General features: G+C 43.3%; 14 protein-coding genes and 1 pseudogene. 7 read left to right on the top strand and 8 right to left on the bottom strand.

Annotation, left to right across the window (positions count from 1 at the left end):
- Window positions 1-94 precede the first annotated feature (94 nt).
- From dapF to MB380_RS11670, 3 genes are all read left to right on the top strand, one after another.
- Window positions 95-880, top strand: coding sequence for a diaminopimelate epimerase (dapF, locus tag MB380_RS11660; protein ID WP_253522468.1), 786 nt, complete (start codon window positions 95-97; stop codon window positions 878-880).
- A 209-nt stretch (window positions 881-1,089) separates the two neighbouring features.
- Window positions 1,090-1,530, top strand: coding sequence for a DinB family protein (locus tag MB380_RS11665; RefSeq protein ID WP_253522469.1), 441 nt, complete (start codon window positions 1,090-1,092; stop codon window positions 1,528-1,530).
- A 15-nt stretch (window positions 1,531-1,545) separates the two neighbouring features.
- Entirely contained in the window at window positions 1,546-2,493 is a 948-nt protein-coding gene (locus MB380_RS11670) for a threonine/serine dehydratase (RefSeq protein ID WP_253522471.1), read from the top strand.
- A 175-nt stretch (window positions 2,494-2,668) separates the two neighbouring features.
- Here the strand turns inward: MB380_RS11670 and ade are convergent, their stop codons facing one another.
- On the bottom strand, window positions 2,669-4,312 hold the full coding sequence (gene ade, locus MB380_RS11675) for an adenine deaminase (protein WP_253522473.1): 1,644 nt from the start codon (window positions 4,310-4,312) through the stop codon (window positions 2,669-2,671).
- Between the two features lie 172 nt (window positions 4,313-4,484).
- Here ade and MB380_RS11680 point away from each other — a divergent pair, with 172 nt between their 5' ends.
- From MB380_RS11680 to MB380_RS11695, 4 genes are all read left to right on the top strand, one after another.
- Entirely contained in the window at window positions 4,485-4,841 is a 357-nt protein-coding gene (locus tag MB380_RS11680; protein WP_253522475.1) for a hypothetical protein, read from the top strand.
- Between the two features lie 335 nt (window positions 4,842-5,176).
- Complete coding sequence (locus tag MB380_RS11685; RefSeq protein WP_253522477.1) at window positions 5,177-5,530, top strand: PadR family transcriptional regulator; 354 nt, start codon at window positions 5,177-5,179, stop codon at window positions 5,528-5,530.
- Window positions 5,531-5,538: 8 nt separating this feature from the next.
- On the top strand, window positions 5,539-8,220 hold the full coding sequence (locus MB380_RS11690; protein WP_253522478.1) for a permease prefix domain 2-containing transporter: 2,682 nt from the start codon (window positions 5,539-5,541) through the stop codon (window positions 8,218-8,220).
- A gap of 241 nt (window positions 8,221-8,461) precedes the next feature.
- Window positions 8,462-10,087, top strand: coding sequence for an IS1182 family transposase (locus MB380_RS11695; protein WP_409014567.1), 1,626 nt, complete (start codon window positions 8,462-8,464; stop codon window positions 10,085-10,087).
- A gap of 147 nt (window positions 10,088-10,234) precedes the next feature.
- Here MB380_RS11695 and MB380_RS11700 read toward each other — a convergent pair.
- The 7 genes and pseudogenes from MB380_RS11700 to nuoE form a co-directional block, all read right to left on the bottom strand.
- A pseudogene (locus MB380_RS11700) lies at window positions 10,235-10,321 on the bottom strand (NADH-quinone oxidoreductase subunit J); the annotation flags it as partial.
- Between the two features lie 320 nt (window positions 10,322-10,641).
- Window positions 10,642-11,187, bottom strand: a complete 546-nt coding sequence (locus tag MB380_RS11705; RefSeq protein WP_253522480.1) for an NADH-quinone oxidoreductase subunit J — start codon at window positions 11,185-11,187, stop codon at window positions 10,642-10,644.
- Window positions 11,188-11,208: 21 nt separating this feature from the next.
- On the bottom strand, window positions 11,209-11,760 hold the full coding sequence (locus MB380_RS11710; RefSeq protein ID WP_253522483.1) for a 4Fe-4S binding protein: 552 nt from the start codon (window positions 11,758-11,760) through the stop codon (window positions 11,209-11,211).
- 44 nt (window positions 11,761-11,804) lie between these two features.
- On the bottom strand, window positions 11,805-12,980 hold the full coding sequence (gene nuoH / locus MB380_RS11715) for an NADH-quinone oxidoreductase subunit NuoH (protein ID WP_253522486.1): 1,176 nt from the start codon (window positions 12,978-12,980) through the stop codon (window positions 11,805-11,807).
- 10 nt (window positions 12,981-12,990) lie between these two features.
- A complete protein-coding gene (locus MB380_RS11720) occupies window positions 12,991-14,085 on the bottom strand; it encodes a 2Fe-2S iron-sulfur cluster-binding protein (protein WP_253522489.1) in 1,095 nt (364 codons plus the stop codon).
- Between the two features lie 33 nt (window positions 14,086-14,118).
- Window positions 14,119-15,453 carry an NADH-quinone oxidoreductase subunit NuoF gene (gene nuoF / locus MB380_RS11725; RefSeq protein ID WP_253522492.1) on the bottom strand — a complete coding sequence of 445 codons (1,335 nt, stop codon included), beginning with the start codon at window positions 15,451-15,453 and terminating at the stop codon, window positions 14,119-14,121.
- 60 nt (window positions 15,454-15,513) lie between these two features.
- Entirely contained in the window at window positions 15,514-16,011 is a 498-nt protein-coding gene (nuoE, locus tag MB380_RS11730; RefSeq protein ID WP_253522495.1) for an NADH-quinone oxidoreductase subunit NuoE, read from the bottom strand.
- Between the last annotated feature and the right edge of the window lie 9 nt (window positions 16,012-16,020).

Genomic DNA, 16,020 nt, shown 5'->3' on the forward strand with positions numbered 1-16,020 from the left:
CCGTATGGCAGGGCTGCGTATCTTTGAATTTTGAAGCAGTAAAAGAAAGAACCAAACAAAAGAATTAACTTAGATATTTATTTGTTGACGTGTTATGAGCAACCAGAAATATACAGGCAGTTTTTATAAGTACCAGGGTACCGGTAACGATTTTGTAATGATTGATAACCGCGACGGACAGTTTCCGGTTGAGCAGCCCTATATTGAGCATTTATGCCACCGGAGGTTCGGAATTGGTGCCGACGGTCTTATTCTGTTAGAAAACGACCCGGACTATGATTTCAGAATGGTGTACTTCAACGCTGATGGCAGAGAAGGCAGCATGTGTGGCAATGGCGGGCGTTGCACCGTAAGATTTGCCGAAGACCTGGGTATTTTTAGTGGCAGCACTACCTTTATAGCCGTTGATGGCGAACATGAAGCCAAAGCAAACAGCACCGACATATCGTTAAAAATGGGTGAAGTACGCAGCATTGAGCATCATGAAAATTATGATTTCATGAATACCGGCTCGCCGCATTATGTGCGTTACGTGGGCGACATCCACCATTATGATGTGGTAGCAGAAGGCAAAAAAGTAAGATATGCTGATGATTGGGTGAAACGCGGCGGCACCAATGTAAACTTTGTAGAAGTAATTGACAGCGAAACAATATATGTACGCACTTATGAACGGGGTGTAGAAGACGAGACCTATTCATGCGGTACAGGTGTAACGGCTTGTGCGTTATCGGCTCACATGAAGCATGGTATGCCCAGCCCTATTAAAGTACGAACCAACGGCGGAAATCTTCAGGTGTCGTTTGACGAAGGCTTTCAGAATGTGTACCTCACCGGTCCTGCCATCAGGGTATTTGAAGGAAACCTGAAAGCCAGCTAAGATTTTAACCTGTTTAATTGAGATACTATCCAGAAACCGAAGGCCCGGCCTTCGGTTTTTTTATGGCTAATTGAATAAACGCTTCATTATTGCCTCAATAAGCGCTTAAGTATTATCTTCGCAGTAAATAATATTTGCATCGCTGGGTTTATAATGCAGATGTTACCTATAAAGAGGCTCGATATGAGCTATATACCATTAGCAATTATATGAAGGCTTACTTTCTAAGACTTTTTGAGCATGAGCATTGGGCTAATGCAGAAGTGCTTGCTTCTTATTTACAGGTTGAACAGCCCCCTGCCAGGGCTATTGAGTTACTTTCGCACATGGTTTCGGCGCAGAGAATCTGGATTGAACGTTTACAAGGTGTCAGCTCAGCTACCAAAGTGTGGGAGTTATACAAAAAAGAGCAACTTAAAGATTTACTGACAGCCAATTTTAATGATTTGAATGCCTTGCTGGAAACTGTAGATTTTAACCGTCTGGTAACCTATCGTAATTCGCTGGGTGCAGTGTTTACCAGTTCTGCCAGCGATATCCTGACACATCTGGCATTGCACACTGCCTATCACAGAGGGCAGGTAGTACAACTCCTGAAAGGCCATGTATCACCCTTACCTGCTACCGACTACATATTTTATTACAGATAAACCAGCCAAAAGCCAATGAACCATATACCTACGTTTGACGACATCAAAGAATCACACGAAAAAATAAGATCATACATACGGCACACACCAGTGCTGAGCTCTGAGTTTATCAATGAGCTGGCTGGTTGCCATGTATTCTTTAAGTGCGAAAACCTGCAGAAAATTGGCGCGTTCAAAGCCCGTGGAGGCATGAATGCCGTACTTAGGCTTAGCAAGGAAGAGCAGCAAAAGGGTATTACCACGCACTCGTCAGGCAACCATGCACAGGCCATTGCACTGGCAGCCAAAGCTGTAGGTACCAGGGCCTATATTGTAATGCCAAGCAATGCACCGGATATCAAGAAAAACGGAGTAAAATATCTGGGAGCTGAGATAATTGAATGCGAACCAACGCTTGAAGCCCGCGAAAGTGCAGTACAGAAGATAATTGATGAAAAAGGGGCAACATTTGTTCATCCTTTTAATAACTATGATGTAATAGCCGGGCAGGCCACCGCTACGGTTGAACTGATAGAACAGGCGGGTTTGCTGGATGTGGTGATGGCCCCCGTAGGTGGTGGTGGATTGCTCAGCGGTACTGCCCTGGCAGTGCATTACCTGCAGCCTGATGCTGAGGTAATAGCCGGAGAACCTGAAGGTGCAGCCGATGCGGTGCTTTCGTTCAGGTCTGGGAAAATAGAGAAAGCCCCGTATATAAAAACCATTGCTGATGGCTTACTGACTAATCTGGGAGATAAAACGCTGGAGATAATCAGAAAATATGTGAAGGATATCATCATTGTAAATGATGATGAAATTGTGGAAGCCATGCGCCTGATTTGGGAGCAACTGAAAATAGTGATTGAACCCTCGGCCGCAGTGCCTTTTGCCGCATTACTGAAACACAAAGAACGTTTTGCTAACAAGCGCGTGGGTATTATACTAACCGGTGGCAATGTTGATTTAGGCAAATTACCGTTTTAGAAATTTCGATTGAGCAGGCAACGTTTTCTTTCTGTTTGTTGAAAGGCTCATTTGCTATGTATTATTTCACCACGAAGTTTCACCAAGTTGAAATACGGAGTAGCACTGAGTTAAAACATACTTCGTGCAACTCTGTGTGCAACTTAGGGTCACTCCGTGGTAAAAAACAGTTAAGTCACTCCGCATGAAACAACTCAGTAAATTTAAAATTAGTACCATCAAACAAGCCTAAGTCGCTTAGCTTCAAAGAAGGTATTACTAACAAGGCCATAAAAGACAGACTCATAAAGGGAGACGTAAGCGTACTTTTGAGTACCTCTTTTGTAAATTTATCTAACCTTGTGTAATCTTCGGCCACCTGATAACCGTCTTCATTGCTCATCAGGCCTGCCACAGGTAAAGCCAATACGCCTTTTTGATTACTGCTAACGGCCGACACCCCACCCTGTTCTCTCACAATCAGATTTACGGCATCACAGATGGCCTCGTCTTCAACACCAATAGCCACAATATTATGCGAATCATGGGCTACTGATGAGGCTATTGCGCCTTCTTTCAGGCCAAAATTACCGATAAATGCCACGGCCGGAGGGGCATCTGAATACCGGTTGTAAACCACCATTTTCAGAATATCTCTTGCTGTATCTGCCACCACGTTTCCGTCAAGTATGAAGGGGTTTACCAATTCTTCGCGGGTAATCAACTGGCCGTCAATGGCTTGTATTACCCTCAGAAGACTTCCTGCTGATGGTGCCTTTACGGTTATTTGCGCCGGTTTAAGAGGTGCACAATTAAAATTATTAACCACCTCACTTCTGATGTTTTCAATCAGCGATTTTCCGTTTTCGGCAACTTTTTCACCATCAATATAAGTTTCCAGTATTTCAAAATTATCCAGATTATCCACCTTTATAAAATCAGCCCAGTCGCCTTCACGCAGCAAACCTATATTCATACGGTAATGCAACACCGGATTAATGGTGGCCATTCGCAACACCTTAAATTTATCAATGCCTTTGGCAACTGCCCTTTTTATCAGCTGGTTGATATGGCCTTCTACCAGATTATCAGGGTGCTTGTCGTCAGAGCAAAACATCATAGCTGCATGCCAGGTGTCTGCCAACGAAATAAGTTCTTCAAAATTTTTGGCAGCGCTGCCTTCCCGAATCAGAATTTTCATTCCCATCTTCAACTTATCCAAGGCCTCAGCTTTCGTGAAACACTCATGGTCGGTTTCAATGCCTGCTTCAATGTACTTCTTGGCCGACGCCCCCCTTAAACCAGGCGCATGACCGTCAATGGGTTTGTTAAATGCCTTGGCAACAGCCAGTTTTTTCATTACAGCTGGGTCATCGTTCAGCACCCCGGGGAAATTCATCATTTCAGCCAGATACCCGATTTCCTTATAACCAAACAGCTCGGTAATGTCGTCAACGGTTACTTCTGCCCCTGCTGTTTCAAAAGTAGTAGCAGGTACGCATGACGGCGCACCAAAACAAAATTTAAAAGGCACTTTGCGGCCGTCTTCTATCATGTATTTTACACCGGCTATACCCAGCACATTGGCAATTTCGTGCGGGTCAGACACCGTCCCGACCGTTCCATGTACCACCGCCAGCCGGGCAAACTGCGCCGGGGTAAGCATAGAACTCTCTACATGTATATGCGCATCTACCAACCCGGGTAAAATATAGGGTTCACCGGTTTTCTCTTCACCCAGAATTTTTATTTGCTGAATCCGTCGGTTTTCAACCGTTAATTCTCCGAACGCTACCGTTCCATCAAAAACGTTTACAATATTGGCTATAAAATTGGTCATAATCCTCAATGCTTATTTACCCGTTTCTGTCAATCATCGGTTCTTTACCGACAATGCCTTAAAAATAGTCAATTTTCTGGCAAACAAAACCATTCATAAAAAATTATTAACAGCCACGACACTTTTTAAGACATTTTACGTTTAAATGATTAAAGTACCAAATGCGACAGAAATGAAAAGAACTGATAAAGAACTTGAAGCAAAGTTTGCTGAAAAACAAAGATTTGACCTGCTGGCCAGCCTTGCCATTGATGCACTGGGGATGTCTACCTATCTGATACCGGCTTTAGGCGAAGGTTTCGACCTGCTGCTGGCACCCGTTATATCAGGGCTGATTTACGCGGTACATCGTACTACTTTCGGGGCGGCATTCGGGTTTGTTGAAGAGATTATTCCGTTTACAGATATTATCCCGACGGCTTCTATCCTTTGGGTGTATCGCTATGTTTTCAGAAAAAAACAAACCCGTCAACAATTTGCAGATGCGTTTAATAAGAAGAAAATGATTGTGATTCCGGTAAATGAATAAATTCTGAAACAAACGCCTATTCAGTAAATATGTAAATCGGTACTTCAGCAATGGGTACCGATTTTTTATTTGCTCCTCGTTAAAATCCCGGCTTAAAAAGCCTAACTATTATCGTATTCCTGTCCGGTTTTGTATAGGCAATTGTCCGTTTCCGGACACCTGTATTTTCGTAAAACACGCAAATCATACCTAAAACAATCAATTTTGCAATTGGCATTGTATTTGATTTACAATATAGTATATAATCAGTCATCACATTTTTATAAAGCTAATCGATTAATTTTTGCATCATTTGATTTACAAAATAGTATCTAATAAAAGCGCATAAACAGATTATGAAAAAGACGATTCTGGGTGAATTGGAAGAGCTAGTGCTACTGGTAGTAGCTGCAAGTAGTGAATCGGTGTACGGTGTACCTGTAATGGAACAGTTGCAGGAACTTACCGGGCGAGACTTCACCATCGGTGCCGTGCATACTACCCTATACCGGTTGGAAGAAAAAGGCTTTCTGGTTTCTTCTGTTGGAGGGGCAACGGCTGAACGCGGTGGCCGCCGCAAGCGACTTTTTGCCCTAACCGCATCGGGAGGACAGGCCCTTTTGGAAGTTCAGCAGATGCGTTCGCAACTCTGGCAGACAATCCCTCAAAGCAAATTAAGTTCTTTGGGTTTATCCACCGATTCACTTTAAGCCCGGATATGAAAAAGCAAAGGGATACACCTCAGCCACCTTCGTGGGCTGACAAACTACTGGAATGGTTTGTGGCTCCTCACCTGCTTGAATACGTGCAGGGAGATTTACATGAAAACTTTTACAAACGTGTAGAAACAGCAGGTATTACCCGTGCCCGCCGAGAATACCTTTGGGCAGTGTTGAACTGCCTTACACCTTTCTTTTTTAAACGAAAAAAGGAAGTGCATTTAAACAGCTATTACAAAACAGATTCTAACCCCCGCTTTATCGACATGCTCTCAAATTATCTCACCGTTGCGTTCAGAAATCTATGGCGACACAAAGCCTTTACCTCCATTAACATAGTTGGGCTGGCCGTAGGGTTAGCCACCTGCCTGCTAATTGTGCTTTTTGTAAAACACGAACTTAGCTACGACCGCTACCACGCCCATGCCGACAGAATCTACCGGATGATTATTGATGCGCGGGTGGATAAAAAAGATATCCGGCTGGCCTACGCCAGCGAACCGGCCGGGCCTGCCCTGATGCGAGACTACTCAGGGATTGAAGCTTTTACCCGCCTGCGCGACGACGGCGCTTTTCTGGTAAAGCATGGCACCGAAGTTTTTAAAGAAGAAAACATCGCCTTTGTAGATTCTAACTTCTTTTCTTTTTTTGCGCTTCCTATCATAAAAGGCAATGCGGGTACGGTACTGATTGAACCTAAAACGCTGGTGCTGAGTGAATCAAAGGCAAAGAAATACTTCGGATTTACTGACCCTATCGGTAAAACCTTGTCTATCGGGCATTTGGGAGTATTCCGTATTACGGGTATCTGTAAAGACCTACCCTCTAATACCCATTTCCACTTTGATATGTTCGGGTCGGTTAAATCTGTTAATGCCGGTACCAAATGGATGGCCAGCGGTGCTCATACCTATCTGCGCTTAAGAGAAGGTTATACTCAAGAGCAGCTGGCCGTGCAATCAGACCGTTTGGTTAATAAGTACGTTAACGCCGAAATAAAAGAGTTTTTCGGTATTACTATGTCGGAATTCAATAAAAACGGTAATCGCTTTGGGTTTAGCTTTCAACCTGTTACCAGTATCCACCTGCATTCAGATCTGGATGATGAGCTCGACACCAACAGCAATATCAAATATGTTTACATTTTTACTGCGATAGCTGCCTTTATATTGCTGCTAGCCTGTATCAACTTCATGAACCTTTCAACGGCAGGGTCTGCCGGGCGTTCCAAAGAAGTAGGTATCAGAAAAGTGCTTGGCTCGGTGCAAAAACAGCTCATTGGACAATTTCTGACTGAATCGGTGCTGCTTACGCTGCTTTCAATGGTATTGGCAATTGTAATGGTACTCCTATTGCTACCCGGTTTTAACAGCTTAACAGGTAAGCAGTTTACGGTTATTGATGTGTTCAATATACCTATGCTGGGTGTAACCATACTTGCATGCCTGCTGATTGGCGTATTAGCAGGGTTTTATCCGGCCTTTGTACTTTCGGCGTTTAAGCCTGTTGCGGTACTGAAAGGGAAAATGCAGGCCAATCTTCGTAGTGGTTGGCTACGCGATACATTGGTTACCGGCCAGTTTGTGGTATCAATCGGTCTTATAATTGCTACCATTATTGCCCGCCAGCAACTCAGTTTTATGCAGACCAAGAAACTAGGCTTCAACAAAGAGCAGGTTCTGGTTTTACATGATACTGAGGTGCTGGGCGGTAAGGTAAAAGTATTTAAAGAAAATCTGGCAAAAATGGCACAGGTTACAAAGGTCTCATCGGCCGGATTTATGCCTGCGGGTCATTCCAGCCAGAGTGTTGATGGTATTGTAATACAGAATGGCACGCAAACGGGCATTCACCGGACCAAAAGTTATTTTATCAATGAAGATTATCTACCGACACTGGGTATGCAGTTGGCACTTGGAAGGAATTTCTCGAAAGAATTGGCCACAGACAGCTCAGCAGTATTGCTAAACGAAGCGGCTGTGAGGGTTTATGGTTTCAAAAACCCAATTGGAAAGCAGATTTCTACTGTTGGCGACGGTACTAAAGGAAGCAAGCATACTTATACCATTGTAGGTGTAGTAAAAGATTTCCATTTTGAAAACATGCGCCAGCGCATTGCCCCATTGGTGATGTTCTATGGTGGCGACAACAATCAGCTGGCTTTACGAATCAAGACTAATGACTTGCCCACCTTGCTGAGCAATATAGAAAAACTATGGAAAGCTGAAACAGAAAACCCGTTTGCCTATTCATTCTTAAACGACAGGTTCAATAGCATGTATGATGCTGAACATAGAATCGGTCAGATATTCAGTGTCTGTGCCGGGCTTGCCATATTCATTGCCTGTCTGGGTCTGTTTGGTTTGGCGGCTTTTACCACTTATCAGCGTACCAAAGAAATAGGTGTCCGCAAAGTATTGGGTGCCTCTGTTACCAGCATTGTAGGGTTGTTATTGAGCAATTATCTCAAATTAATATTAATTGCCATTGTCATCGCCTCTCCCATTGCCGGTTACAGTATGTCGCAATGGTTACAGGACTTCGCCTATAAGGTTAGTTTATCATGGTGGGTTTTTGTACTGGCTGGCGGACTGGCTGCATTGGTTGCAATATTAACAGTGAGTTATCAGGCTATCAAAGCCGCATTAGTAAACCCGATGAAGAGTTTGAAAACAGATTAAGCAATAGAAGGATATAATCAATTTTCGTAAAGGTGCAATGTTTGTGGCTCATAGTAGAACAAGGTTAATTAGTAATAAGGATTTACAATTATTATCCGTTGCAATTAATTCATGGTGTGGACATACCCCTGAGGCTGTCTAAAAAGGTCTAAAAAATAGGAATCCCCGGTCAAAAAAGACGCGGGGATTTTTCTTTGTTCCTCTAAAAAGTGTTATCTTAGAGGTGCAACACAAAGAGAAGATGAAGATACATTTTAAATCGTTACCGGCCAATAAATTAAGTCTTTTTCCGGAAGATATATTTTCGAGAATACCACAGAATCACCCGGTTCGCCTCGTGAACGAAGTAGTTGACGGACTGGATATAAGCATGCTTGTTTCCCAATACAAAGGAGGGGGAACCAGCAGCTACCATCCCCGGATGCTCCTGAAAGTATTATTCTACAGCTACCTTTCGAATATTTATTCCTGCCGTAAAATAGAGAAAGCCTTACAGGAGAACATTCACTTGATGTGGTTGTCGGGTAACAGCACTCCTGATTACCGGACTATTAACTACTTTCGGGGTAAACGCTTAAAAGGCCATATTCAAAGCCTGTTTGCAGCAGTAGTACGAATGCTTCATGAATTGCAATATGTGAGTTTGGATTTGCAGTATGTGGATGGTACGAAAATAGAGTCCGCCTCTGGCCGCTACAGTTTTGTATGGAAAGGGTCAGTAGAGAAGAATAAAGCTAAACTGGAAGGCAAAATCCAGTCTGTCTTATCAGAGATAGAATCACAGATTAAGCAAGACCAGGGCGAGCTAAATAGAATAGAGACCCCCAAACCCATAGACAGCACCGAACTTAAGAACAAGCTTGCAGAGTTGAATAGTAAACAAAAGGGTAGTACTAAACAGACGCAAAAGCAAATAAAGCAACTGCAAGATGAACACTTGCCCCGCTTAGAGAAGTATGAACAGCAGTTGGAAACACTAGGAGACAGGAATAGTTATAGCAAGACCGATGAAGAGGCCACATTCATGCGACTCAAAGATGACCATATGCAGAATGGTCAACTCAAACCAGCCTATAATAGTCAGATTAGTACCGAGAACCAGTTTATTACCCATTATAGCATCCATCAGACAGCAGGAGATACCACCACACTTACCCACCACCTGGAGGGTTTTCAGGAGCAATATGGCAAGCAAAGTACAGAGGTAGTGGCCGATGCAGGTTATGGTAGTGAACAGAACTATGAGTGGCTTGAAGAGAAAGCAATAACAGCGTATGTGAAGTACAATTACTTTCATAAAGAGCAGAAACGTTCACAGAAGAACAATCCATTTTTGGTTCAGAATCTGTATTACAACAAAGCCTTAGACTTTTATGTATGTCCAATGGGTCAAAGAATGGTATGTGTCGGCCAAGGTAAAAGGACAAGCAGCAATGGCTATGAGTCCGGTGTCAGGTATTATCAGGCCAAGCGATGCGATGGATGCCCCTTAAGAGGGATGTGCCATAAAAGTAAAGTCAACCGAAGAATAGAGGTCAATCCCAGACTTAATGAACTGAAAGCAAAGGCAAGGGCTTGGTTACTCTCAGAAGAAGGGCTTAAACACCGAAGTAAAAGACCCATAGAGGTAGAAGCTGTCTTCGGACAGATGAAAAGTAATAACAAGTTCTCAAGATTTACTTTAAGGGGTCTTCAGAAGGTAGGTATTGAGTTTGGCCTGATGGCTATCGGGCATAATCTGAGAAAGTGGGCAGCAAAACGCCTGTCTGAACAAGAAAATCAACAAAATTCAGTATCTACCGCTCAAAATAGGACTATTTATGTACTTTTTGAATCTTACCAGATAAAATATCGCTACGCCGCTTAGTAAAACCCGAATCATTCCTATCTAAACCAAAAAAAGAAGCTGCCCCTTTTTGGACAGCCTCAACAAACAAAAAATCCTTTCCAGGTTGGGAAAGGATTTTTCAATATTGGGGATTCCTATCCCTTTATTTTGATTTCAATAAGAGTCTTAGAAATGTCTTTCGCCTGCTTCGCGTTTTCCAAGCATTACGGCTCCAGCCATAGCAACCAGAAATAGCACCGAAATCAATTCGAATTTCGTAGAGCCGCAATGCTTGCGGCTTCAGGGTCATTTGTGTACAATGAATTGATTTATGATGGGAAAATACATAAAAACAATCTGTTAAATCCTTGAATTAATGAAATATCTCAATGCTTGCGGCTTCAGGGGCATTTGTGCACAATAAATTGATTAGTCAGGTATTATAATTGGAAACCCATTTTAATCATTAAACTTGTTCTACGCTGAGCCGCAAGCATTGCGGCTCTACAAACAAAAAAAACCTTTCCCGGTCGGGAAAGGTTTTTTTCAATATCGGGGATTCCTATCCCTTTATTTTGATTTCAATAAGAGTCTTAGAAATGTCTTTCGCCCGCTTCGCGTTTTCCAAGCATTACGGCTCCTGCCATAGCAACCAGAAATAGCACCGAAATCAATTCAAATGGTAAAAGGTATTCTCCATAAAGCGTTCTACCCAAAATCTCTACCATACCAGTTTGTGAATTATAGGTTAACGGGTTAACCGGTTCGCGGTCTGCTCTGCGCAAGAAAATAATTATTATACCACCCAGAATTACAGCCGTAACAACAGCGGCATAAATGGTTTTTTGTTTTTTCATTTCCTCATTTTCTGTTCTCAGGTTCAGGAACATGATAACAAACAAAAACAATACCATGATAGCTCCCGCATAAACTATAATGTTTACAGCAGCAAGAAACTGTGCATTTAACAAAATATAGTGCGCTGAAAGCGAAAAGAAGGTTACAATCAGATAAATTACACTATGCACAGGGTTGCGCGACATAACGGTACCCAACGCCCCGAAGAGGGTGAGTATCGAAAGAATTGCAAATGTGTAATAGATAGGAGGCAGATGTAATAAGTTTTTAAAAAATTCCATATCAGTATTTTCTCGATAGAATTAAGCGTTTTTCCAAAGTTTCATTGCGTCTTCTTTTGTCCAGGCATCACGGTGGTAGCGTTCGTTAGGGTCTTCCACCAGTTTGTCTTTACCAAAAACTACGTCTTCACGCTCGGTAAATACCGGCACAAATTTGTCATGACGCAAGTAAATGGCTTGTTTCGGACAGGCCTCTTCGCAAAGCCCGCAGAAAATACAACGCAACATGTTTATCTCATAAACCGCTGCATATTTCTCTTCTCTATACAGATGCTCCTCGCCTTTCTTTCTCTCCTGAGCCACCATTGAAATGGCTTCAGCCGGGCAAGCCACTGCACACAAACCACAGGCAGTGCAACGCTCGCGACCTTCGTTATCTCTTTTCAGAATATGATGCCCGCGAAAAACCGGACCCAGGTATCTTTTTTGTTCAGGATACTGGATGGTCGGCTTCTTCATGAAAAAGTGACGGATGGTAATTCCTAAACCTGCCGCTAAAGATGGTAAGTAGCTGCGTTCAAACAAACTCAGCTCGGTCTTATCTGTTTTTTTAGCTCTATTAGTTAATTGCATAATGTTAGTATTTCAATGCAGGTATGTAATAACACCCTGACTTTTTAAGCACCTAAAATTGCCTCTTTCTTTCGCGGACGTAAGGCCCAGAAAGCAGAGATGATCAGAATCATTACAGCCAAACCAACCCAGATTCCTACCAATCTGTAACCTGAAAGCATGGCTACTGCTGTAATTACAAGATTAGCTACTGCTAAAGGTATCAGGCCTTTCCAGCCCAGATTCATTAGTTGGTCGTAACGGAAACGAGGGAGTGTCCAGCGTACCCACATGAAGAAGAAGATTCCGAAAAGAATTTTCACAAACATGCTGCCAATACCAATGAAAGTAGCCACATTATAACCTACTGTTTGACCAAACCAGCCTATTAAAGCATTTTGAACGTAGTCCATACCCGGATAATTGTATCCGCCAAAGAACAAACAGGCAGTTACCGCCGAAGAAGCAAACATATTAATATACTCCGCAAACAGATAGAAACCCAGTTTCATTGAGCTATATTCCGTATGGTAGCCACCAACCAGCTCGGTTTCACACTCAGGCAAGTCGAATGGTGTACGGTTACACTCGGCAAAAGCACAAACAATAAATATTAAACAACCCAATGGCTGATAAAAGAAATTCCAGTTGAAACCATGTTGCTGCTCAACAATGGTACGAATTGACAAAGAGCCGGTAAGCATCAGAATAGCGATGATTGACATACCCATTGCCAGCTCATAACTGATATTTTGTGATGCTGCACGGATGGCACCTAATAATGAGAACTTATTGTTAGATGCCCAACCGCCTATCATTACACCATAAACACCTAAAGAAACCACACCAAATACATAAAGAATACCGATGTTAATTTCAATGGCCTGTACTGCTACAAATTTACCGTCAATCAGAAAAGAATTTCCGAAAGGTACTACTGCACTTGACATCAAGGCTGTGAACATAGACAAACAAGGGCCCAGAATAAACAACCATTTATCTGCCTGCGCCGGAATAAAATCTTCTTTAAAGAACATTTTACCAGCATCGGCCAATGGTTGCAACAAACCACCCCATCCGGCACGGTTAGGGCCGGGTCTGTCCTGAATATATCCGGCTACTTTACGCTCAGCCCAGGTAGAATAAGCGGCAATACCCAACGTAATTGCAAAAATCACTAAAATTATGAGGGCTTTCCAAAGAAACATTGTTTCGTTTGCCCATTGAATAAAACCGTTCATAGTTTGTTAATTACTTATGCCCAAAATATTTTTCATCCTTTGCCATCAGCGCTTTGAAATCTGCTGACTGCTCAATTTCACTCATTTCGTGCAGATACTCACGTTTATCATCAATTTTTTTGTATTGAGACTCAGCCAGTTTCAATGCGAAATCAGGTTTTTTAACCAGATTGGCTCCATATTTATTGGCCGAAATAACCGACGCACGCGCTACTTTGGTTGGGCCTTCGATTGTCCACTGGCTGGTTTGTTTTCTTTCAAAACGGCAGGTGTTGCAGATAAACTCTTTCACTTCTCCCCACTCGTTTTTGCGTGCTGTTACACGAATCACCTCATCGCCACGATACCATAACTGTACTTTACCGCTACATTTCTCACAGTCGCAGTGTGCATCAACCGGTTTAGAGAACCACACACGGTTTTTGAAACGATACGTTTTATCGGTCAGGGCGCCTACGGGGCATACATCAATAACGTTTCCTGAGAAATCGTTATCAATAGCTTTACCGATATAGGTTGATATCTCTGCGTGGTCGCCTCTGTTCATTACGCCATGTACGCGATTATCAGTAATCTGATCGGCGGTATAAACACAACGGTAGCACAAGATACAGCGTGTCATGTGCAGCTGAATATATGGGCCCAGGTCTTCTTTTTCAAAAGTCCGGCGGTCTTCTTCGTAGCGGGTGTTCCCTACACCATGCTCATAAGAGAAGTCCTGCAGGTGGCATTCACCAGCCTGGTCACAAATGGGGCAATCAAGCGGGTGATTGATTAACAGAAACTCAACCACCGATTTTCTTGCATCTACTACCTGTGCATTGGTGTAGTTTTCAACCACCATTCCATCCTGAATAGGTGTAATACAAGAAGCCACCAGCTTAGGCATTGGGCGCGGGTCTTTGGCTGAACCGGCTGTTACTTTTACAAGACAGGCACGGCATTTACCACCCGAGCCCTTCAGAGGCTCATAATAACACATAGCCGGAGGAGCAACTTCAGGACCAATTTTACGGGCTGCCTGTAAAATGGTTGTTCCCGGTGGCACTTCTACTTCCACACCATCAATGGTTACTTTAAATAATTGAGGGGCTGTATTTTCCATAAAATCAAATTTCGTAAATAAAAAACAAGATGCTTAAACCAACACGCTTTCTTTCATATATACTGCACCGGGTTTTGTGGCCTCTATCGGGTGTTTTACATGCCACTCAAATTCGTCGCGGAAATGGCGGATAGCCGAGGCCACCGGCCATGCGGCGGCGTCACCCAACGGACAAATCGTATTACCTTCTATTTTCTTCGATATATCAACCAGCAGGTCAATATCATGCATAGAGCCTTTTCCGTGTTCAATGCGGTTCAGCACTTTTTGCATCCAGCCGGTACCTTCGCGGCAAGGAGAGCATTGGCCGCATGATTCATGCTCATAAAAACGGGCAAAGTTCCAGGTATTGCGTACAATACAGGCTGTTTCGTCAAACACAATGAAACCACCAGAACCCAACATGGTTCCGGTTGCAAATCCACCGTCTGACAACGACTCGTAGCTCATCAGGCGGTCTTCACCGTTAGCGGTTTTAAGAAACAGATGCCCCGGTACGATTGGTACTGACGAACCCCCTGCCACAACTGCTTTCAGCGTATGGCCTTTACGAACACCACCGCAGTACTCGTCTGAGTTCAGGAATTCATCACATGACAAACCCAGGTTGATTTCGTACACTCCAGGCTTATTGATATGCCCGGAAGCAGAAATCAATTTAGTACCTGTACTTTTACCGATACCGTAAGTGGCGTATGCTTCACCGCCGTTATTGATAATCCACGAGGTTGTGGCAATAGACTCAACGTTGTTTACAACCGTAGGGCATTGGTAAAGACCCTTAACGGCAGGGAAAGGCGGCTTGTTTCTGGGGTTTCCTCTTTTACCTTCCAACGACTCAAGCAAGGCGGTTTCTTCTCCACAAATATAAGCGCCACCACCCGGGTGCACTACCAGTTCTAAATCATAACCGCTTCCTAATATGTTTTTTCCTAAAAAGCCTTTAGCTTTTGCTTCTTCAATGGCTTTTTCAAGAATGCGAATCACGTACATTAACTCGCCCCGCACATAAATGAAAGACTTATTGGCACCCAAAGCATAACTTGAAATAATCATACCCTCAATCAACAGATGAGGCAGGTTCTTCATCAGGTAATGGTCTTTGAATGTACCCGGCTCTGACTCATCAGCATTACAAACCAGATAACGAGGCACACCCTCTGGCTTTGCCAGAAAAGACCACTTCATACCCATTGGGAAACCCGCACCACCACGACCACGCACACCCGATTTCTTTACTTCTTCCACCACTTCATCGGGGGTCATTTTCTTTAGCGCCTTCTCAACAGCCGTATAGCCACCTTTACTGCGATAAACATCAAAAGTGTCAATACCCGGGGTGTTAATATGTTCGGTTAATATCTTCATGATACTCTGTTAAAAAATCAAATTCTTCTGTTAATGAACAGGGCTGAAAACAGCCTTATTTTATTTAGATAATTCTTCAATTATCTCGTCAACTTTATCTTTGGTAAGATGCATGTAGTATTTTTCACGAATCTGGAAACAAGGCCCCCAGCCACAAGCAGCCAGACACTCCACTTCTTTGAGCGTAAACAGGCCGTCGGCGGTTGTTTGTCCTTTCTTCACGCCCAGCTTCTGGGTCAGATGCGCATACACTTCTTCACCGCCCATCAACACGCAAGGGCCTGTGCGGCAATACTCTATAACGTGCTTACCAACCGGCTCAAGGTGGAACATGGTATAAAAAGTGGCCACCTCATACACCTCAACCGGTGTAATGTTCAATAAAGAAGCCACGTAATCCATTACATCCTGACTCATCCAGGCAAATTGCTCCTGCGCCAGGTGCATAATAGGCATCAATGCCGACTTCTGCTTTCCTTCAGGATACCGGGCTATCATTTCCTGGGCTTTGGCCAGGCGTTCAGGTGTAAAAGCTACTGTATTTTTAATTTCAGTCATTTTAGGTAA

The organism is Emticicia sp. 21SJ11W-3, from assembly GCF_024138715.1.
Taxonomy (GTDB): domain Bacteria; phylum Bacteroidota; class Bacteroidia; order Cytophagales; family Spirosomataceae; genus Emticicia; species Emticicia fluvialis.

Bases quoted from the DNA above. Each gene is read 5' to 3' on its own strand.
- dapF (WP_253522468.1), top strand. From the start codon at position 95: ATGAGCAACCAGAAATATACAGGCAGTTTTTATAAGTACCAGGGTACC.
- MB380_RS11665 (WP_253522469.1), top strand. From the start codon at position 1,090: ATGAAGGCTTACTTTCTAAGACTTTTTGAGCATGAGCATTGGGCTAAT.
- MB380_RS11670 (WP_253522471.1), top strand. From the start codon at position 1,546: ATGAACCATATACCTACGTTTGACGACATCAAAGAATCACACGAAAAA.
- ade (WP_253522473.1), bottom strand. From the start codon at position 4,312: ATGACCAATTTTATAGCCAATATTGTAAACGTTTTTGATGGAACGGTA.
- MB380_RS11680 (WP_253522475.1), top strand. From the start codon at position 4,485: ATGAAAAGAACTGATAAAGAACTTGAAGCAAAGTTTGCTGAAAAACAA.
- MB380_RS11685 (WP_253522477.1), top strand. From the start codon at position 5,177: ATGAAAAAGACGATTCTGGGTGAATTGGAAGAGCTAGTGCTACTGGTA.
- MB380_RS11690 (WP_253522478.1), top strand. From the start codon at position 5,539: ATGAAAAAGCAAAGGGATACACCTCAGCCACCTTCGTGGGCTGACAAA.
- MB380_RS11695 (WP_409014567.1), top strand. From the start codon at position 8,462: ATGAAGATACATTTTAAATCGTTACCGGCCAATAAATTAAGTCTTTTT.
- MB380_RS11705 (WP_253522480.1), bottom strand. From the start codon at position 11,187: ATGGAATTTTTTAAAAACTTATTACATCTGCCTCCTATCTATTACACA.
- MB380_RS11710 (WP_253522483.1), bottom strand. From the start codon at position 11,760: ATGCAATTAACTAATAGAGCTAAAAAAACAGATAAGACCGAGCTGAGT.
- nuoH (WP_253522486.1), bottom strand. From the start codon at position 12,980: ATGAACGGTTTTATTCAATGGGCAAACGAAACAATGTTTCTTTGGAAA.
- MB380_RS11720 (WP_253522489.1), bottom strand. From the start codon at position 14,085: ATGGAAAATACAGCCCCTCAATTATTTAAAGTAACCATTGATGGTGTG.
- nuoF (WP_253522492.1), bottom strand. From the start codon at position 15,453: ATGAAGATATTAACCGAACATATTAACACCCCGGGTATTGACACTTTT.
- nuoE (WP_253522495.1), bottom strand. From the start codon at position 16,011: ATGACTGAAATTAAAAATACAGTAGCTTTTACACCTGAACGCCTGGCC.